Origin of the sequence: Mycobacterium sp. (assembly GCF_032159775.1) — a bacterium.
Lineage (GTDB): Bacteria > Actinomycetota > Actinomycetes > Mycobacteriales > Mycobacteriaceae > Mycobacterium.
Map to the genome: position 1 here is coordinate 1 of NZ_JAVHWK010000198.1, position 19264 is coordinate 19264.

Annotated in this window: 20 protein-coding genes; 8 read left to right on the top strand and 12 right to left on the bottom strand. The window is 64.9% G+C overall.

Annotated features, from left to right (window positions below):
* From QOJ24_RS25030 to QOJ24_RS25040, 3 genes are all read left to right on the top strand, one after another.
* The coding region (locus tag QOJ24_RS25030) for a thiolase family protein (protein WP_526266074.1) at nt 1-699 on the top strand (699 nt) is incomplete at its 5' end.
* 142 nt (nt 700-841) lie between these two features.
* Nucleotides 842-1450 (top strand): TetR/AcrR family transcriptional regulator, encoded by a 609-nt coding sequence (locus tag QOJ24_RS25035; protein WP_526266075.1) that lies wholly within the window; start codon nt 842-844, stop codon nt 1448-1450.
* Nucleotides 1447-1950: a hypothetical protein gene (locus QOJ24_RS25040; protein ID WP_526266077.1), complete on the top strand. Its 504-nt coding sequence runs from the start codon at nt 1447-1449 to the stop codon at nt 1948-1950. Before QOJ24_RS25035 ends, QOJ24_RS25040 begins: the two co-directional genes overlap by 4 nt.
* On the opposite strand, the gene QOJ24_RS25045 is transcribed toward QOJ24_RS25040, so the two are convergent.
* Genes QOJ24_RS25045 through QOJ24_RS25075 form a run of 7 tightly spaced genes read right to left on the bottom strand, consistent with a single transcriptional unit; the run spans nt 1934 to nt 8609 of the window.
* A complete protein-coding gene (locus QOJ24_RS25045) occupies nt 1934-2908 on the bottom strand; it encodes an NADPH:quinone oxidoreductase family protein (protein ID WP_526266123.1) in 975 nt (324 codons plus the stop codon). The genes QOJ24_RS25040 and QOJ24_RS25045 overlap by 17 nt on opposite strands.
* Complete coding sequence (locus QOJ24_RS25050) at nt 2908-3918, bottom strand: phosphotransferase family protein (RefSeq protein WP_526266125.1); 1011 nt, start codon at nt 3916-3918, stop codon at nt 2908-2910. Before QOJ24_RS25050 ends, QOJ24_RS25045 begins: the two co-directional genes overlap by 1 nt.
* Nucleotides 3919-3953: 35 nt before the next feature.
* On the bottom strand, nt 3954-5255 hold the full coding sequence (locus QOJ24_RS25055; protein WP_526266079.1) for an acyl-CoA dehydrogenase family protein: 1302 nt from the start codon (nt 5253-5255) through the stop codon (nt 3954-3956).
* Nucleotides 5256-5271: 16 nt separating this feature from the next.
* Nucleotides 5272-5922 (bottom strand): TetR/AcrR family transcriptional regulator, encoded by a 651-nt coding sequence (locus QOJ24_RS25060; protein ID WP_526266081.1) that lies wholly within the window; start codon nt 5920-5922, stop codon nt 5272-5274.
* Between the two features lie 57 nt (nt 5923-5979).
* Entirely contained in the window at nt 5980-6948 is a 969-nt protein-coding gene (locus QOJ24_RS25065) for a TIGR03564 family F420-dependent LLM class oxidoreductase (RefSeq protein ID WP_526266083.1), read from the bottom strand.
* Between the two features lie 9 nt (nt 6949-6957).
* Nucleotides 6958-7701, bottom strand: coding sequence for a hypothetical protein (locus QOJ24_RS25070; protein ID WP_526266085.1), 744 nt, complete (start codon nt 7699-7701; stop codon nt 6958-6960).
* Complete coding sequence (locus QOJ24_RS25075; RefSeq protein ID WP_526266086.1) at nt 7698-8609, bottom strand: NAD-dependent epimerase/dehydratase family protein; 912 nt, start codon at nt 8607-8609, stop codon at nt 7698-7700. The genes QOJ24_RS25070 and QOJ24_RS25075 overlap by 4 nt, the downstream gene beginning before the upstream one ends.
* Nucleotides 8610-8664: 55 nt before the next feature.
* Here QOJ24_RS25075 and QOJ24_RS25080 point away from each other — a divergent pair, with 55 nt between their 5' ends.
* Together QOJ24_RS25080 and QOJ24_RS25085 are read left to right on the top strand one after the other, a co-directional pair.
* A complete protein-coding gene (locus QOJ24_RS25080; protein ID WP_526266088.1) occupies nt 8665-9843 on the top strand; it encodes an acyl-CoA dehydrogenase family protein in 1179 nt (392 codons plus the stop codon).
* 84 nt (nt 9844-9927) lie between these two features.
* On the top strand, nt 9928-11190 hold the full coding sequence (locus tag QOJ24_RS25085) for a DUF222 domain-containing protein (RefSeq protein WP_526266089.1): 1263 nt from the start codon (nt 9928-9930) through the stop codon (nt 11188-11190).
* A 35-nt stretch (nt 11191-11225) separates the two neighbouring features.
* Here QOJ24_RS25085 and QOJ24_RS25090 read toward each other — a convergent pair whose 3' ends face one another.
* From QOJ24_RS25090 to QOJ24_RS25105, 4 genes are read right to left on the bottom strand one after another with little or no spacing between them, the layout of a single operon-like run.
* On the bottom strand, nt 11226-12203 hold the full coding sequence (locus QOJ24_RS25090; RefSeq protein ID WP_526266091.1) for an NAD-dependent epimerase/dehydratase family protein: 978 nt from the start codon (nt 12201-12203) through the stop codon (nt 11226-11228).
* Nucleotides 12204-12206: 3 nt separating this feature from the next.
* Nucleotides 12207-13916, bottom strand: coding sequence for a nitric oxide reductase activation protein NorD (locus QOJ24_RS25095; RefSeq protein WP_526266093.1), 1710 nt, complete (start codon nt 13914-13916; stop codon nt 12207-12209).
* On the bottom strand, nt 13913-14731 hold the full coding sequence (locus QOJ24_RS25100; protein ID WP_526266095.1) for an AAA family ATPase: 819 nt from the start codon (nt 14729-14731) through the stop codon (nt 13913-13915). Before QOJ24_RS25100 ends, QOJ24_RS25095 begins: the two co-directional genes overlap by 4 nt.
* Entirely contained in the window at nt 14732-15895 is a 1164-nt protein-coding gene (locus QOJ24_RS25105; RefSeq protein WP_526266096.1) for a spirocyclase AveC family protein, read from the bottom strand.
* A gap of 129 nt (nt 15896-16024) precedes the next feature.
* Here QOJ24_RS25105 and QOJ24_RS25110 point away from each other — a divergent pair, with 129 nt between their 5' ends.
* Nucleotides 16025-16627, top strand: a complete 603-nt coding sequence (locus QOJ24_RS25110) for a TetR/AcrR family transcriptional regulator (protein ID WP_526266097.1) — start codon at nt 16025-16027, stop codon at nt 16625-16627.
* A gap of 3 nt (nt 16628-16630) precedes the next feature.
* Here QOJ24_RS25110 and QOJ24_RS25115 read toward each other — a convergent pair whose 3' ends face one another.
* A complete protein-coding gene (locus tag QOJ24_RS25115) occupies nt 16631-17455 on the bottom strand; it encodes an emopamil-binding protein (RefSeq protein ID WP_526266098.1) in 825 nt (274 codons plus the stop codon).
* A gap of 167 nt (nt 17456-17622) precedes the next feature.
* Between QOJ24_RS25115 and QOJ24_RS25120 the strand changes: the two genes are divergently transcribed.
* Together QOJ24_RS25120 and QOJ24_RS25125 are read left to right on the top strand one after the other, a co-directional pair.
* Entirely contained in the window at nt 17623-18888 is a 1266-nt protein-coding gene (locus tag QOJ24_RS25120; RefSeq protein WP_526266099.1) for an aromatic ring-hydroxylating oxygenase subunit alpha, read from the top strand.
* Nucleotide 18889: 1 nt separating this feature from the next.
* Nucleotides 18890-19234 carry a hypothetical protein gene (locus QOJ24_RS25125; RefSeq protein ID WP_526266100.1) on the top strand — a complete coding sequence of 115 codons (345 nt, stop codon included), beginning with the start codon at nt 18890-18892 and terminating at the stop codon, nt 19232-19234.
* Nucleotides 19235-19264: the final 30 nt, after the last annotated feature.

Consider the following 19264-nt stretch of genomic DNA (forward strand, 5'->3'; position numbering starts at 1 on the left):
GGGATCTCCGCCGAGTTGATCGCGCAGAAGTGGGGGTTCTCCCGCACCAGGCTCGACGAGTACTCGGCGCAGTCGCATGAACGCGCCGCCGCCGCGCAGGACAGCGGGGCTTTTGAAAGCCAGATGATCTCCGTCTTCACCGGCGGCGAACCCGTCGTCGCCGACGAGGGTGTCCGGCGCGGAACCACCGTCGAGAAGCTCGCCGGGCTCAACCCGGCGTTCACCGACGACGGCGTCATCCACGCGGGCAACTCCTCACAGATCTCCGACGGCGCCGCGGCATTACTGGTGATGGCCGAAGACAATGCGCTCGCGTTGGGGCTCACCCCGATCGCCCGGTACTGCGCCGGCGCCGTCACCGGAGCGGACCCGGTGTTGATGTTGACCGGCCCGATTCCGGCCACCCAGAAGCTGCTCCACAAGGCGGGCGTCGGCATCCACGAGATCGGTGTGTTCGAGGTCAACGAGGCGTTCGCCCCCGTACCGCTGGCGTGGCTGGCGGAAACCGGCGCCGACGAGAAGTGCCTCAACCCGCTCGGCGGTGCGATCGCGCTGGGCCATCCGCTCGGCGCTTCGGGTGCGGTGCTGATGACGCGGATGCTCAACCACATGCGCGACCACGGGATTCGTTACGGACTGCAGACGATGTGCGAGGGCGGCGGTACGGCTAACGCGACGTTGGTAGAGCTCATCGCCTGACGCCCCGTTGGTGCTATTGACCTGACAAACGACCTCACCTGGGACTCGATCGCAACCAAAACATTTTTGCGCTGAGACCCTTGTCACGGGGGGCGAACCTACCTACTGTGTGTTCACTAGGTTGGTTGACCGAAGGAGTTCAGTGGCAGCCCCGCGCCCCTACGAAACGCTTCTCGCCAAAGGCGAGGACCGTCGGCAGCGCATTCTCGGCGTGGCCGAGCGACTGCTGGCGCGCAACGGCTGGCGCAACACCTCGCTCGCCCAGATCGCCAAGGAAGTTGGGGTGACGCCAGCCGGGCTGTTGCACCACTTCGAGTCCAAGGAGCAGCTGCTGAACGCGGTGCTCGACGCCCGCGACGAAGACGACGCGATCCACGCGGACTACGAGTCGGGCGACCTCATCACCGAACTTAGTCGGGTGCCCGCGAGATTCGACCGGGCACCCGAACTCGTCGGAACGTTCACCGTGCTCCTGGTCGAGAACATCGCCCCCGACGCGCCGCTGCACGACCGCCTGCACAAGCGATATCGCGCCGCCATCGACATCCTCACCGAGATCATCGAACGCGGTCAGCGGGTCGGAAAGTACCGCCCGGATTGTGACGCGGCCACCAAGGCCGTCGAGATTCTCGCCTTCATCAACGGAATGGAGACCTTATGGCTGCTCGACCCGTCAATACCGCTCACCGAGGCGTTCAAGGGGTACGCGGAATCGCTGGCCGTCGACTTGGCGTCACGGAGCTCGACATGAGGTACCGGCTCGATGTGGTGGCGGCCAATGCGGCCGATGCCGTCAAGTTCGCGGGCGGCTGGATGTATGACCGCGTGATGGCCGGCTGGGACGTCACGGTGCTGCTGGTCGATCGCACGGACGAGCGGCCGCTGCACATCCTGGGCGTCTCGACGTCGGATCTGGAATCGGCACTGGCGCTTTGGGAAGACCGTCCATACCCGCAGACGGTGGCAGTCGCCGCCGACCTGTTCGCGAGCGACGAACGGGTGCGCCGCGGCGTGCTCGGCGCACTCGAGCAGGGCCTCACCGAGGTCACCCTGTGGGGCGAGCACCTGCCCGCAGAACTCGACGACAGTGTCGGACCTGTTGCGCATCGGCTGAGCGCGGCGGCGCGCGCGTTCAAGAGCCAAGCGCTGACCGCCGCCGCTGACGCCGGACCTGTCAGCGCGACTGAGACGTTCCGCTGCGGTGTGATGGCAACGCCGTCGGTGGCCGCGGATCTCATTCCGGCGAGCTGAACTCGATCAGCACCTTGCCGACGGCGTTTCCGTCGGCCACCTGCCGTAGCGCGCGTGCAGTTTCGGCAAGCGGGTAAACCGCGCCGATGTGCGGTGCCACCCTGCCGGTGGCCAACATCTCGCCGAGTTCCGCTTCGTTACGGGCGAATTCGCCGGGAGCGACGTCCCGAAACTGGAAGCCCAGCACACGCACACCCTTGACCAGAACGAGGTTGAGGGGAATGGCCGGGATGACGCCCGATGCATAGCCGACGGTGACGAAGCGGCCGCCGCGCCTCAACGATCGAAGCGCGGGCTCGGACAGGCCGCCGCCGACGGGGTCGATGACGGCGTCCGCGCCGCCGGGCAGGAATTCCCGCAATGCAGCCCGCAGATCGCCCATGCGGTGATTGATCACATGTTGGGCACCGTATGACGTTGCTGTGTCGAGCTTTTCGGCCGACGACGCGACGGCGGTGACGTGGGCGCCCAGCGCAGTTGCCAGTTGCACTGCAGCCAGGCCGACGCCGCCACCCGCCCCGAGCACCACCACGGCGTCGCCGGAATCTATTCGCGCGACCGACCGTAGCGCGTGGTACGCCGTCCGATATGCCACCCCGAACGCCGCAGCCGTCCGGTCCTCGACACCGAGCGGGATGCGATTCAATGCAGTGGCCGCCACGACGACCTCCTCGGCGAATGCGCCGAACATCTGAGTTCCGGTCACCCGGTCCCCGACGACAAGATCGCCCGCTTCGCCTGCGACTTCGGCGATGACGCCTGCGAACTCGCTACCCACCACGAACGGCGGCGGCACGCTGATCTGGTACTGGTTGGCGACGAGTAGGACGTCGGGATAGTTGACCGCCGCGGCGCTGACGCGCACCTTCGCCTGACCGTTCTGGAGGGGTTGCGACGGCCGCTCCTCGATTCGGACGACCTCGGGCGGCCCGTACTCCGGGCACACGGCCGCAAGGATCACGCGTAATCGCTGGATTCGGCGAGGTCGGCGGCCGACCGCATCAGGTCGACGATGACGGGTCCGTAGGCCAGCAGCTTCTCGTTGTCACCTGCGCGTTGGAAACCCTGCTCGAGCACAATTGCGAGCTTCCACTTCGCCAGCACCAGGTAGTAGTCGAGGTCGTCGACTTGACGGCCCGAGACCTTGGCATAGTGGTCGATCACCTGTGTGCGAGAAGGCATTCCGCGCATGTCGACATAGCTCATTCCGGACGAGTCAGCGGCTCCTTCCCCTTCTGCTCCTCGCGTGCGCGCTGGCCAGCTCTGCACCATCCATCCGAGGTCGAGTTTCGGGTCGCCGACGGTGCCCATCTCCCAGTCGACGATCGCGGCCAACTGCGCAGGGGCTCCGTGCCGGTACATCACGTTCGCGAACTGGTAGTCCCCGTGCATCAGCCCGGGGACGAAGTCGAGCGGCTTATGCGCGCGCAACCAATCGGTCGCTTCGGTGAGGCCGTGGATCTCGCGGCCCTTGATCCGCTCGAAGAAGCCGGTCCATCTGTCCACCTGGCGCTCGTGGAAGCCGTCCGGCCTGCCGAGATCATGCAGACCTCTGGCCTTCCAGTCCACCTTCGACAGCAGCGCGATGCCCTCGGCGAGTTGGTACGCCAAGTCACCGCGTGCGGCCAGGTCGGTGTCGAACGGTGCCGGCCACTTCCGGTCGTCGAGTTCCATCGGCGACCAGCCGTCGACGAACCCCATCAGGTAGAACGGTCTGCCGAGGACAGAAGGATCGGGACAGACCCCCACCGCGGCGGTGTGCGGCACGTCGGTGCCGTCGAGCGCCTCGATGATCCGCCACTCGCGCAGGATGCCCTTGTCGCGGTCGGGAGGGGCGTCGGGCGGCGGCATCCGCAGCACGCAGTCGTTGTCGCCGCGACGGATGCGGTAGATGACGTTCTGCGTTCCGCCCGACAGAAAGTCCGCCTTGAGCGGCTCACCCTTGCCGGGCAGGCTCGCGGCGTCCATCCAGTCGGCGAGACGCGCGGTGTCGATGACGTCACTCACAAGTTGCCCACTTCGTGCTCGAGGTACTCGGCGTACTTCTCCTGCGCCGCTTCACGTTTGCGCGGTATCCACTCTGTCGGCCAGATGTCGTTGCTTGGCCGGTAGTCGCGCAGCACCTGCTTGGCCACCGTGGCCTTGTGCACCTCTGTCGGGCCGTCGGCCAGTCCCATCACCGCGGCACCCGTCACCATTCCCATGAACGGCACATCGTCGGTGACACCGAGCGCGCCGTGGATCTGCATCGCCCGCCATGCGATGTCGTGCAGCACCGTCGGCATCACCACCTTCACCGCGGCGATGTCCTTGCGCACCTTCTTGTAGTCGTTGTACTTGTCGATCTCCCAGGCGGTGTAAAGCACCATCAACCGGAACTGCAGTAGCTGGGCGTACGAGTCGGCGATGTAGCCCTGGACGAACTGCTTGTCGGACAGCCTGCTGCCCTGCGTCTCTCGGCTCAGCGCGCGCTCGCACATCATGTCGAGCGCACTGCGCGATAGCCCGATGGTGCGCATGGCGTGGTGGATGCGCCCGCCGCCGAGCCGGGTCTGGGCGATGACGAACGCCTGACCTTCTCCGCCGAGCAGAGCCTCGGCAGGCACTCGCACGTTGTCGTAGTGGATCAGCGCGTGCGAGCCTTCGCCCTCGCGCTCGCCGTGCAGGCCGAAATTGCGGACGATCTTCACGCCCGGCGTGTCGGTCGGCACCAGGAACATCGACATGCCCTGGTAGGCGCTGACTTCAGGATTCGTCACCACCATCACGATCAGGAACGAGGCGGTCCTGGCATTGGAGGAGAAGAACTTCCAGCCGTTAATCACCCAGTCGTCACCGTCGCGGACTGCCTGCGTGGTGAACAGGGTCGGGTCGGCACCTGCGTGCGGCTCGGTCATCGAATAGCAGGAGAACAGCTCGCCGTCGAGCAGGGGCCGCAGGTACTTCTTCTTCTGGTCGTCCGTTCCGTAGTGCGCGAGGATCTCGGCGTTGCCGGTGTCGGGCGCCTGGCAGCCGAATATAATTGGCGCCCACTGTGATCGGCCGAGTACCTCGTTCAACAGGGCCAGTTTCAGCTGTCCGTGGCCTTGGCCGCCCAGTTCGGGTCCCAAATGGGTCGCCCACAACCCGCGACGGCGGACCTCGTCCTTGAGCGGATCGATGACCTTGCGGCGGTTGTCGTCGAGCGGCGTGAACTGTTGGTGAGGGAAGGCGAGGTCGAGCGGTTCGATCTCGTTGCGGACGAATTGATCTGCCCAGTCCAGATTCTTCTGGTACTCAGGGTCGGTTTCGAAATCCCACGCCATCGTGTATCTCCTTCACTCAGGGCTTTTGATTGAATCCGGCGACCAGTGCGGCGATGTCGCAGGCCACCACCTCGGCGAAGGATCGCTCGCCGAACGTGCCGAGCGCCCAGTGCCGTACGCCCTCGCTGACATGCATCTGGGCCAGCCGAGACAGGTGGGGCACGTCGATGTGGTCCGCGAGCTTGCCGTCGGCCTGAGCCTTGGCGAACAACTCGCCGAACATGTCGGCGTCGACATCGTCGGGACGGTCACCGGTCAGGATGCGAGTCTCCTGGCGGTAGCCCTCCAGGATCGTCTCGACGATCAGGTCGCGAGGGTTGCGCGCCATCGAGCGCTCGAAGCTACGCAGCGCCCCTGCGACGACGGTGTGCACGTCGTAGTCACCCGTCAGGCTCTGGTGCACCGTTTTCTGCGCGGCGCGGGTGGAGAGCAGACCGACCTCGAAGATCACGTCTTCCTTGGCGGGGAAGTAGAAGTAGAACAGTGCCCGCGAGACGCCTGCGGCCCGGCAGATGTCGGCGACCGTCGTTTTGGCGTAACCGTTCGTCCGCCACAGCGCCATCGCGGCCTGCACCAGCGACCGTTTGGTCTCCGTGGAGCGGGCTCGCTGAAATGAAGCGCGACGCTGACCACCGTCAGCGACAGCTGCCGCATTGCTTTTTGCCACAGCCGCACCCTAGCAGTCATATTGGCCGAGGGAAATAGTTAACGCATGTCTAACTATCTACGCAAGCGACGCGAATTCCGAAACCAGCGATGCAACGAAGGATTGTGTGCGCCGACGCGATGTGCTTCGCCGCTCCGCATCGTCGCCGAGTGGGACCACCCGGACCGCTAGATCTGTGACGCCGGCATCGCGGTAGCGGCGCAGACGCGCGAGCACGGCCGCCTCGTCTCCCGCGGCCATCGTGTCTCCGACGTCTTCGGCATCGCCGTGTTCGAGCAACCGCACGTAGTTCGGGGAGAAGTCGGCGTGCCCGAGCACTTCGCTGGCGTAGGCGCGGGCGGCGTCCACCTCGCTCGCGGAGCAGAGAGCGACGGGAACGCCTGCCACGACGCGAGTTCCGGACCTTCCCGCGGATTCGGCCGCCTCGGTGATGCGAGGCACCACATAGTCGCCGATCGCCCGCTCGTCGGCCATCCACAGGACGGTTCCCGCGGTGCGGGCGCCTGCGATTCGCAGCATCGCCGGCCCAAGAGCCGCGACGAGCACCGGCACCCCGAACGCCTCGGTGATGTCGACCGGGCTGTGCACGGAAAAGCTGTCGTTGCTGACGGCCACGGCGCCAGGACCGGCGAACGCTGCGTCCAGCACATCGAGGTAGTCGCGTACCAGCCGTGCCGGTTTGTCATACGGCAGACCGAGTTGGTCAGAGATGATCCAGTGATGTGACGGGCCGATGCCGAGGGCGAACCGGCCCGCACAAGCAACCTGGGTGGTCAATGCCTGCTGCGCGAGGATCAGCGGGTGGCGGGTCTGCATGGGCACCACAGCCGTGCCGATCTCGATGCGGTCGGTGGCGTGACCGAGCAGCGCGACGGCAGTCATCGCGTCGAGATATCCGGGCACCTGCGGAATCCAGAAGGACGCGAAACCGTCGTCCTCGGCGGCCTTTCCGTCGGCCAGCAGACCGCTGAGGCGGTCTGCTCGTGAGCGCTCCTTGTCGGAGCCCACCATCAGGCCGATGCGCATTCAAACCACCTACGGCACATAGCGATCCCACTGATAGGGCACCACAGGATAGAAGGGTGCCGCGAGCAGTGGTTCGACCCCGTCTTGCTGCCACCGCGCGGCGAGCACCGGTCGCAACCTGTCGGCGGTCGCAACCGGGTCGTCGTCGAGGAAGCAGTATGTGAGCATCTGACCGGCGCGCGCACTCGCAAGGCGCCCGTCGACGTCCTGGCTGGCCACCGACCACGCGCCACCGACACCGTCGACGTCGACGAGGTCTGCGGGCGGGTTCATGGCCTTCTCCAACAGTAGGTAGACCCCCTTGGTCGGCCACCACGGCAGCACGTCGGCGCCGATCTTGACCCGCGGTGCGGCCACCTTCTGCGCCACTGCGTAGACGCCGCGCTGCACCGGCGGCAGCAGCGGCAGCTTTCGGTCGGCGCCGCCCAGCGCCGTTGACAGTTCGAGGAAGGGCGTCAGCCCGCTCTGATCGGTGAAGAAGTAGGACATGACATGGTCGATCGCGTCGAAATGTTCGTCGCTGTGCGCCCGTGCGGACCGGCAGTCGGGCGTCGACACGAGCCTCAGGGAGGCGCGCACGCCTGCCAGTCGGTGCTGCTCGGGACGGTGGTCGAGGGTGTGCCAGCGCAGGTACTCGGCGTCGTGCCCGTCGGGGTGGCGGCGGGCCATCGAGACGAACACGGTGCCGATCTCGCCCCGTCCCGCGGCGAGCACTCCGTCGACGTCGTCTGATGGGATTCCTGGAAGAGTCAATTCGGTCCTTCAGCCAGATCGATTTCGGGGTGTCGGGCGGCGATCATGCGTCGAAAGCCCTCGCGCCAAGGCACTTTCGTTCGGCCCAGCACCTCATGCATGTGAGTGACATCGGGCCACAGCGGCGTGTGAGCATCGGGCGTGTATTCGAAGACGGGCTCGACGCCCACCAGCTCGGCCATGTACGTGCAGTAGTCCTCGGCGCTGACGGTCTCGCTGCCCGCCCAGTTCACGACGATCGCGGGAGTGGCTGCGACCTCCATGGCGCGGATGCCTAGTTCGACGTAGTCGTCTTCGTAGATCGGGTTGTAGTTGTTGGGCTTGTCGGGATGAAGACGAACAAGCTTGCCCGCCAACATCATTCCCAGGCGGTCGGCGGGCGCGCCGCCCTCGGGCCCGTACGTCGAGCAGATGCGGATGATGGTCAACGGGATGTCGTAGTGGTCGGCGACCCACGTGCACACCGACTCGGCCGCGATCTTGCTGAAGCTGTAGTTGGGTCGAAGTGGTACCCCCGGCGGATCGGATTCGCGCAGCGGCCGGTGGCCTTGATAGCCGTAGACCGAACCCGTGGAGCAGAAAACGAACCCTTTTGCCGAACGGCAATGGGCAAGCAGCGCACCGGAATTGTGCGCGTTGGTCTGAACGCATTTGGTCCAGTCATCGGTGCCGGTGTCGACCGCCGCATGGAACACGTAATCGAAGTCGTCGGGCAGCGTCGAGAAGTCTGGATCGGCCATGTCGAGGGCGAACGGAGTGACGCCCGCTGCGACGAGTCTGTCCCGGTCGGCCCGGCGCTTCAGGCGCGCAGCGCCCCAGACATCGTTGCGTTCGGCGAGCGCACGGGCGATCGGAAAGGCGATCTTCCCGGTAGCACCGGTGATCAAGACCTTCTCGCCGTCGAGCACTCACTAGTCATAGCGCATCGCCACCCAAATGTTAAGTACTTGATATGTTGGGTCGGTGCAGTTGCGGTTCGGTGACGACGTCGAGGCCTTCCGCGCCGAGTTCATCGGCTTCCTCGACGAACACCTGCCTGCCGAGGCAGAGGCGGCCGGAGAGAGTTCACGCTCGACGTCGCACGTGCCGGAATGGTCGCGGCGCTGGCAGCGGACGCAGTTCGAGCACGGCTGGCTGCTGCCGGGTAATCCGCCGGAATTCGGCGGTCGCAACGCGAACATCTTGGAGCAGTTCGTGCACCGCGAGGAGCTGTCCCGGCGGCGCATCTATCACGCGTTCAATCCACAGGGCGTCGGCATCATCGCGGCCTCGCTGCTGTCGTTCGGCACCGACGAACAGAAGCAGCGGTGGGCGGTTCCCATTCTGCGTGCCGAGATGACCGCATCGCTTGGCATGAGCGAACCCGGCGCCGGTTCGGACCTCGCAGGCCTGTCGACACGTGCGGTGATGGAGGGGGACCACTTCGTCGTCAACGGTCAGAAGGTCTGGACGTCGGGTGCGCACGACGCCGATGTGCTGCTCGCCTTCGTCCGCACCGATCCCGACGCGCCGAGGCACAAGGGGATCAGCGCACTGCTGATTCCCACCGACAGCCCCGGAGTGACGTGCAGGCCGTTCGCGTGCGTGTACGGCCGTGACGACCTCGACTTCAACGAGGTCTTCCTGACCGATGTGGTGGTGCCCGCCGAGAATCTCGTCGGTCCACTTGGCGGTGGCTGGAAGGTGGCCAACGGCTCGCTCGGCCACGAACGCACGATGATGTGGCTGCAGTTCGCGAACCGGTTGGGCCAGACGCTGCAAAGCCATCGTCCCGTCGGCGCCTTGCAGCGCGATCAGTACGCGAGCATGGCTATGGACTATCAGGCGCTGCGGTTGATGGGATCTGCGGCGTTGGCGAAAGCCGCGCGCGGGGAGGGCGACACCGCCGGGCTGTCGGTGCTCAAGGTGTTCGGGTCGGAAGCCGAACAGAACGCCTACCGGCATGTGTTGGAGGCGACGGGCGCCGACGGTCTGGCCGACCCCGCAATGACCGCCCCGTACAACCCTTACAGCCCAGGTCAATTCACTGCGGGCTGGTTCACGCGCTACATCGGCAGCTTCGCAGGCACCATTGCCGGTGGCACCTCAGAGATCCAGCGCAACATCATCGCTCAGCATGTCCTCAAGCTGCCCGCGCGCTGAGACGGCTCTCCCGGGGCGGCACGACTCCCAACTGTCGGCTTCGCCGCTCACGCTTTGTCAGTGCACCGAAATAATATCGAAAGTATGTTCGATTTGGTTGGCGGCGAGGCGGAGCTGATCGACGAGATCGCCCGCCTGGAGCGGGTGAAGTCCGCGGCTGCCGCTGGTCAGGCGCGGCTGACGGCGGTATTGGCAGATAAGCGGCGCGTCACCGACGCCGCCGCCGGTGTGCCCCGCGCCAAGCAGTGCCGCGGACTTGCCAGCGAGATCGCGTTGGCGCGGCGCGACTCTCCGGCGCGCGGCGGTCGTCATCTAGGGTTCGCCACGGCGCTGGTGTTCGAGATGCCGCATACCTTGGCGGCCTTGGAATGCGGGGTGCTGTCGGAATGGCGGGCGACGCTGATCGTGAAGGAGTCGGCGTGCCTGACGGTCGAGGACCGGCGAGCGCTGGACGCCGAGATGTGTGCAGATGTCAGCAAGCTCGACGGCCTTGGCGATGCGCGGATCACCGCCAACGCCAAGGCGATCGCCTACCGGCTCGATCCGCAGTCGGTGGTCGATCGAGCGGCCAAAGCCGAATCCGAGCGCACGGTGACGATTCGTCCAGCACCCGATTCAATGGCTTATGTGACCGTCCTGCTGCCGGTCGCCAAAGGTGTGGGGGTGTATGCGGCACTGAAGCGCGCCGCCGACACCACCTTCGATGACCGATCACGAGGCCAGGTCATGGCCGACACCGTCTTCGAGCGGGTCACGGGGCAACCGGCCGATGTGGCCGATCCGGTTGCTGTCGCCCTGGTGATCACCGATGAGACTCTGCTGGGCGGCGACGATGTCCCGGCAACCGTCAGCGGATACGGTCCGATCCCCGCTTCGGTGGCGCGCGGGCTGGTCAGCAAGGCCGTCAGCGACAAGCGGTCGCGATGCACGCTGCGGCGGCTCTACCGCCACCCGAGGTCGAGCCAACTGGTCGCGATGGAGTCGCGGTCGCGGTTCTTCCCGAAAGGTTTGGCGAGGTTCATCGATCTGCGTGACCAGACGTGTCGCACGCCGTACTGCGATGCGCCGATACGACAACGCGACCACGCCCAACCCCGCCATTGCGACGGACCCACCAGTGCCGAGAACGGGCTGGGCGAATGCGAACACTGCAACTACGTCAAGGAGTCGCCGGGCTGGTCGGTGACCGCAGGAACCGAAAACGGCGTACACACCGCAGAATTCGTCACCCCGACAGATCATCGCTATTGGTCGACGGCACCGCCGGCGCCAGGGCGGATTCGGGTACACCTCAGCGAAGTCGAGGTCAACGTCGGCATTGCGCTGGTCGACCGCGACGCCGCATAAGCGCGATCTGCGCAGCCACGTTTTGGCCTGCCCAATCAGCCCACACGCGAACGGCGGTTCTCCTTGAGATGTGCGGAGCTGCGGGTCACGAACCAGGTCGCGATCGGGCGAACGAGGCGAATGACCGGCACCAGCTTGCCGAAGTCCTTCTTCATGTCTTCGAGTTGCTCGTCGAGTCCCCGTTTCTGGTACTGAAGGAGGCGCTGGCTCTCCTCGGTGTCCACCCAGTCGCCGAAGAAGCGAGCAGGCTTCGTTCGCGCAAAGGCGTCAACTGGGATGGGGCCGATTCCGATTGCCCCCATGAGTGCGTTGGTGAAGGCGTAATAGGTCATGCGGCAGCTCGCGCCACCCGCGATGAACAACGTTTTTTCGATCGCCTCCTCACAGGCGACGGCCCTGGCGAAGGCAACTCCTGCATCCGCGGGATGGAGAAACTCGAATCGGGCGTCGGGGCTGAACTCGAACATGATGCTGGGGTCTTGTGCCTGCAAGTGGATCGGCGTCACAGCGGCGAGCCGCAGGATGCTCCAGCGCAGCCGCGACTGCCGGATGGCTTGCTCACACGCCGCCTTATGGCGCCCGTATTCGTCAGTCGGACGCACGGGTGTGTCGACACGCAGCGGCGGCTCGCGGTCTTGGACATCTCCGAAAATGCCCACCGACGACGCGAAGACGAGCCTGCTGGCCGTGGGCGAGGCCTCCATCGCCGCGATGAGGGTACGCGTGGCGTCGACGTTCACCTTCCTAGCGAGTTCGGGCACTCGTTCTGTCGAGGGAGGAATGATGGCGGCCAGGTGGATCACCGCGTCCACGCCCTCGAGTGCGGGTTGGAGCGACTTCGGATTTGTGATATCGCCCCAGACGAATTGCACCCGATCGCCGAACCCGGATGCGAGCTGGCGCGCCCGGCGAGATTCGAGGTCGAAAGCGACGACGTCATGGCCTTCGACGAGCAACGCCTCCAATGTGGAGAAGCCGATGTTGCCCAACGCTCCTGTCAGCAAGACCTTCATCCTTCAGCCTCGTGACGGTGTCGGTGCGGCGAGTTCGCGCAGAGCGGACATGAACAGCTCGTCCATCTGTGGGCTCAAGTCGGCCAGGGTCGGGGCGCTGGCGAAGCTGGCGGAGCCGAAGACGCGTACGAGCACATCGGTTCCCGTGGAGGCGCCGATGGACAGACAAAGGCAGGCGACGCCGTCGGCGCGAAGCTCTTCGAGGGCCTTGCTTGCGTCGGATTCCGCGTAACGACCTTCGTAGCCGACGTCGTACGGAAAGCCGTCCGAAAGGACCAGCAGCAGGCGATTCGGGGTGCCGGCTTCGGTCTTGAGAACCTCGCCAGCGCCACGGATTCCAGCGCCGAGGCGGGTATAACTCGCCGGCTCGAGCTGGTTGAGGCGGGCCCGCCCGACGGCCCCGAAACTTTGGTCGAACGTCTTGACGGCAGGCAGATGCACGGCGTGGCGGCCCTGCGATCGAAATGCATAGACGGCGACGCGGTCACCAAGCTGTTCCAGTGTGACGGCCAGGGTGGCGGCCGCCCGCCGCTGGTGGTCGTGCACCGCGAGACCGTCGGAATCGGCATCGACGGCGGACCCGGAGGCGTCGATGAGAATGAGCACGCCGAGATTGCGCGCAAGTTTGCGGCGCTCCAGGTAGACATGCTCGGGTGGCGAGAAGCCGGATTGCAGATCGACGAAAAGGTCGATGAGCGCCTCGATATCGAGGTCGTCCCCGTCGGCACGGCCACGCAGGACCTTCGGGCCCAGTCCGACGCGGGCCAGCCGGCGGCGCAGCACGTCGTCGTGCGCGACACCGGCATCGGTGACTTCGGCGGCGACGGTCAGCGGAAAGTCGATGACCCGGCACCAGTCGGGCTTGTACCGGTCATTGAAGACATCCCACTCCGGATACAGTGCGCCGCCGACGCCTACGGCCGCACCGGGTTTGCCGTCATCTGTGAATTGGATTCGGGTGGGCAGCGGACGGGCATTCGGTCCGATCTCGTGCACCCGCCGGGTGGAGCGAACTGTCATCTCGGCGCCCGCGGCGCCTTCTCCAGGCGTGCGTGAACCGCCGAACATCTTGCGCAGGTAGTCCGACATCGACTGGTTGTTGAAGATCGGGCTCTCGAACAGCTTGAGAATCTTGCTCTCGCCGGACTTTCCGCCGTCCTCGTCTTCGTCCTCGTCGTCGGCCTCAGACTCCGGGAGGCCGATGGGGTCGAACTGCAATTTGAGGTCTTTATTGGTTGGCTGCCCGCCCGGGCCGGCAGACGCCGTAAGCAACCGGGAGGGTTTGATCACACCGAACCACTCCGGGGGATCGGCAACGTTGGCTCGAGTCTTCGCCACGTCCAGCGACTCATCGGGGGTCGTGGTGCTCGGCTGTCCGTCGGGAAGGAGCGTGGCATCGAGTGGAATCTGTCGACCGAGTTCGGCGAGCACCCGGTGACCTTCCAGTGCCAGATAGCGGCGGGCCGTCGTGGCTCGCGCCCGCAGTCCCTTCACCAATCGCGGATCAAGGCTGCCGGCGCCGAGAAGTGCCGCCTGGACCAGCATCTCGCGACGCTGCCCCTCGACGGAACGACCTGCCGAGACGAAGATGACTCGGCCGTCCGTGTGCGCGGACTGGCCGGCAGGCGCTTCGGCGACATCGACGGACCTGCCTGCGACGTAGGTGGCGAGGAACCGGAACCGGTCAGGGCTTCCCGGGGCAGCGTCGGTCACGTCTGAGGCAGGACCGTATTGACGAGTTCATCGAGGGCGCGAATGACATCGGCATCGTCGGAGAGCACTTGAACGACGGCGGCGTGGACGGCACTGCGCAGGTTCAGCCCTTCGGCCACGAGACCGCCGGCGAGGATCAACATGCGGGTGGAGGACACTTCGCGCAACGGTGAGCCGTCCAGGTTCCGGATGGCGTACGCGAGCTTGACCAGAGAACGCGCAGTTTCGACATCGATCCCGGATTCGTAGGCAACCACCTCGGTCTCGACGTCGGGTGACGGATAGCCCAGTTCGATGGCGATGAAGCGCTGACGCGTCGACTCTTTGAGGTTCTTCAGGACGCTCTGGTATCCGGGGTTGTAGGAGATCACCAACTGGAATCCGGGGGCCGCATGCAATGTCGTGCCGAGCCGGTCGACGGGCAGCTCACGGCGGTGATCGGCGAGCGGATGGATGACAACGGTGGTGTCCTGACGGGCCTCCACCACCTCGTCCAGATAGAAGATGGCGCCCTCGCGCACCGCGCGGGTCAGCGGCCCGTCCACCCAGACAGTCTCACCGCCCTTCAGCAGGAATCGGCCGACGAGATCCGCCGACGTCATGTCCTCGTGGCCCGCAACGGTTATCAGCTCCCGACCCAGCTGGTGGGCCATCGCCTCAACGAATCTTGTTTTCCCGCAACCAGTTGGCCCCTTCAAAAGAACCGGCAGCCCCCGGCGGGCCGCCGCGCGGAAGACCTCCACCTCGTCGCCGACCGCACGGTAGAACGGCGCGTCCGAAACAGGTGTGACGACCGCAGAAGTACTGTTCAGCATCTACTTTCCTCGCTCCAGTGGAACGTTCTCGGGAAGCTTCACGCCCTCCGGGAGGACGAGCTCACCGTCGTGGTTGATGTAGCCGGAATTGGTCAGGGGCATCGGTAGCGCAGGGTCGGGACACGGCCGATCCGTGTCCTCACCGCAGATGCCCATCAGGAAGTACGAGCGCTTCAGGATGTCGTCCGGCCACGGATCCTGGTGCATGGCAAAGAACTGTGCCGGAATGTTGTAGAAGATGAAGAAGAATGCGCTGCACGCGGCGAAGATCGCCAGGAAGCGGGTCAGCTGCTGCGTGACTAATCCGCCTCGGACCTGGTCGAGGCCGCGCTCGACGAAGGTGCGGCCACGGTCGTCGGTGAAGTAGCGCATGCAGCACAGGCCGGCCTGGACTCCGCCCCACATCAGCCCTTCATAGAGCGGCCACTGGTAATAGGTGCCCGCGTTGACCGACAGCGCCTGGATGGCGCCCGGATAGGTGAACAGCCCCATCGGCATGAGGAACATGCCCTCGATGACGAAATCGAATAAGAAGGTCCATGCGATCACGACCCCGATCAATCCGAGGGTGTTGATGTTGGGGAACCGTTTCTTGGCCAGGCGCATAACCCAGCAGCCGAGCATTGTGCACAGCAGGACGAAGAAGTAGCCGGGAGCGTTCATCAGAATGGGCTCGGCCATCATGGCGCCCGGTTCCCCGAACGACACCCAACCCGGAATGTCCTGGACCCACGAGCCCATATTCCACATCCAGGTGTTGTATGTGCTCCACGTGTTGAAGTAGTTCAGCAGTGGATCCTGAAACCACAGCAGTCCGCAGGACACGAAGAGCATGCCGTCGAGGGTGATCCGCCGTTCCCGGCGCCACGGCCGAATGAGGAACCACCAGATGGCAATTGGCAGGCCGACCACGATTACGGCTGTCCACGTGAAGAGGATCGCCTTCATGAACGTCGGCGGGTCGGTCGGGCCTGCGGGGACCCGCTCAAAGTTGGGCCCGCTGATCCAGCGGATCCACACATACAGCTGGAACGCCAGGATCACGCCGCCGACTGCCGCCCACACTCGCACCGGCGTGATCTTCTTCTGAGGCTGCGCACCGAGTGCCGCGTCGCTGAGTGACTCGGTGAGAACGGGCCTCTTCCTGCTGGACAAATCGCTCACGACACCGTCTCCTCCGCACTTGTCGATCCCATGGACCTCAGAGCTCCCCTCGAAGTGGCCGATGCGCCGAAAATATACCAGCCGGTATCTCAATGACCAAGAGGTCAAAATATGTGGCAAGATGGTGGCGTGGTCGAGCCCTGGACGCGCGAGCGACGCCTCGAACGCACGCGCTCACTGCTGCTGGATGCCGCAGAGCAGGTGTTCGCCGAAAGGGGTTTCATCTCAGCGACTCTCGACGACATCGCCAAGGCAGCCGGCTACTCAAAGGGTGCGATCTACAAATACTTCGCGACCAAGGAGGAACTCTTCTTGGCCGCGAGCGACCGGTACTGGCGTCGGTACTTCGACAATTTCGCCGAGGTGATGTCGTCGTCCGACCACATCGGGGCACGCGAGCTCGAAGACATCGCTGAGCGGTGGCGCCAGCTGAGCCGTGACCGCGGCGCCGAGCACGCGGCACTGGGTATCGAGTTCAACCTCTACCTCTTGCGCAACCCGGAGGCGCGGGATCGCGTGGCCGCCAAGCGATCCGAGGTCGTCGACCAGCTCGCCCGCTACATCGTCGCGGGTATCGAGAATCTCGGCGCGACCCTGTTGATCCCTGCGGCGACGTTCGCCCACATCATCATCGCCACCACCGACGCTGTCGAACTGGGCAGTCACCTCGACGATGTCGATATGTACCAGGCGATGCTCGAGATGTACGTGTCGGCCGTGAAGATGCCTTGACCTTCAGCTGCTCGCCGGCAGCGCGCGGACCGCCTGCGCTCCTGCGCGCCGCGTCAGGTAATCGATCTGCAGGTGGATCGCGCACAGCACCAGCGGGGGCAGCACCATGAACGGGATGTTCTCGGCGATGAACTTGAAACCAAGGCCGTATGCGCCTTGGCCGATGTTGTCGAAGCCGGCGGCCACCTCGGCCAGGAAGTACACCGCGGTGCCGCTCATCAACACCGCGCACCCGGCAAAGGCGACCCAGAGGCAACGGATCCGCGATTCGGTGGGCAGGTCGACCTTGACCAGCCTGGTCCAGGCGAGGAAAACGACGACTCCGGTGATCACTCCGACCACTTCCAGCGCGAAGATCCACGGGTTGCCGCTGACGTAGCGGGTGTCGGCCAGTGCGTACTGCCACCACAGCCATTTCCAGCCGGGATCGGTCGTCGGGGTCCACCAGCCGAGCGGGTGGCCGATGAGAAACATCAACTCGTAGCCGATTTGACTGCACGCCGTGTACGGCAGGTAGAACAGCGTCAGCTCCGCCGCCTTGTCAAGCCGGGTTCGATTTCCGCCTGGCGGCGCGTCCCACAGGATGACGAGTGGCACCAGGATCACCGGTACGCCGAAGAGCAGGTTGGCGATCACGTCGGAGGTGAGGTTCGGTGCGATCAGACCGAATTGGACGCCGATCGTCATTCCGAGGAACACGACTCCGGTCAGCAGTCCGACACCGAGGTAGATGCGGCCCCGATGCGGTGCGACCGGGCGCGCGAAGTTCGGTTCGCGGGTTCCAGTGTGGCCACGACTTCGACTCCCTCTGCACGCGTCACGGGTCAATATCAACTACTTGCGATTGTCGCGTGAAGCATATACCGTCGGGCTGGTCGTCTCCGTGAAATGTCGAAAGGTAGCTGGGCCTGGGCCTGAGCCTTTGCCTGAGACACTGGCCTGGCGCTTTCGCGGGTCGGCGGCGCGGCAGCGATGACAGTCGACAGGAGACGACGATGCCTCGATTCCCCAAGCCGCCGGAAGGCAGCTGGACTGAGCATTACCCGCAGCTGGGAACCGGTCCGGTGTCCTACGAGGACTCCGTGGACCCGGAGTTCTACGAAGTCGAACGCAAGGCCGTGTTCCGTCGTGCGTGGCTGAACGTCGGTCGCGTCGAACGGATTCCCCGCAAGGGCAGTTACTTCACCAAGGAACTCAAGGTCGTCAACACCTCCATCATCGTGGTGCGCACCACCAACGGTGAAGTCAAGGCGTTCCACAACATCTGCAGGCACCGGGGCAACAAGTTGGTGTGGAACGACATGCCGCTGGAGGAAACAAGCGGTGTGTGTCGCCAGTTCACGTGCAAGTACCACGCCTGGCGCTACGACCTCGACGGCAACCTCGCCTTCGTCCAGCAGGAGGGGGAGTTCTTCGACCTCGACAAGAGCCGCTATGGCCTGGTGCCCGTGCACTGCGAGGTGTGGGAAGGTTTCATCTTCGTCAACTTCGCTGATGAGCCCGAGCAGAGCCTGCGCGACTTCTTGGGGCCGATGATCACCGGTCTCGAGGGCTATCCGTTCGACAAGATGACCTCGGCGTTCCATTACCGGTCGGAAGTGAAGGCCAACTGGAAGCTCTACATGGACGCGTTCCAGGAGTTCTACCACGCACCTGTGTTGCACGCGAACCAGTCCCCGACGGCATATTCGAAGGCTGCTGCCGAAGCGGGCTTCGAGGCTCCGCACTATCGCATCGAAGGACCGCACCGGTTGGTGAGCACATCGGGTATCCGGGCCTGGGAGATGGCCGACGAGATGCGCAAGCCGATCGAGGACATCTGCCAGAGCGGGTTGTTCGGGCCATGGGACAAACCGGATCTCGGCGAGATGCCGTCGGGGCTCAACCCGGCGAAATGCGATCCGTGGGGGCTCGACTCGTTTCAGCTGTTCCCGAACTTCGTCATCCTGTTCTGGGGACAGGGCTGGTATCTGACCTATCACTATTGGCCCACGTCGTTCAATACCCACATCTTCGAAGGCACGGTGTATTTCCCGCAGCCGAGAACACCTCGGGAGCGCATTGCGCAGGAACTCGCCGCGGTGTCCTTCAAAGAGTACGGGCTGCAGGACGCCAACACGCTGGAGGCGACGCAGACGATGGTCGAGTCGCGGGTGCTGGACAACTTCCTGCTCTGCGACCAGGAGGTGCTCATCCGGCATCTTCACACCGAGACCGCGGCTTGGGTGGCGGACTACCGACGCAAGACCGCGGGGGTGTGAGATGACGACCGCCGAGTCGACGGCGAAACTGCCGCCCGAGTTCGCCGACCTCGAGTTGTTCTCGGACTGGTGTCTGGCCTCCGAGGCCGAACGGTACGCCAAGAGGCTGGCCAGTTCGATGCAAGAGATCCAGGCCTTCTACGACGCGATCACCGCGCGTGCCGAGGAGGCAATCTCCTACTGCGACAAGTTCACACTGGACGACATGCCCGAGGATGTGCTCAATCTGATGCGCCTTCTCTATTCGATGATTCAGGCATCCTTTCCGGTTGAGTGCTGGAAGCAACCCAAGGTGCCCGACACGGGCGCCACCACGCTGGACTGCGTGTCAGAACCGGTGCCGTGACCGGTCCGGTAACCCTCCTTCGCGCCGCCC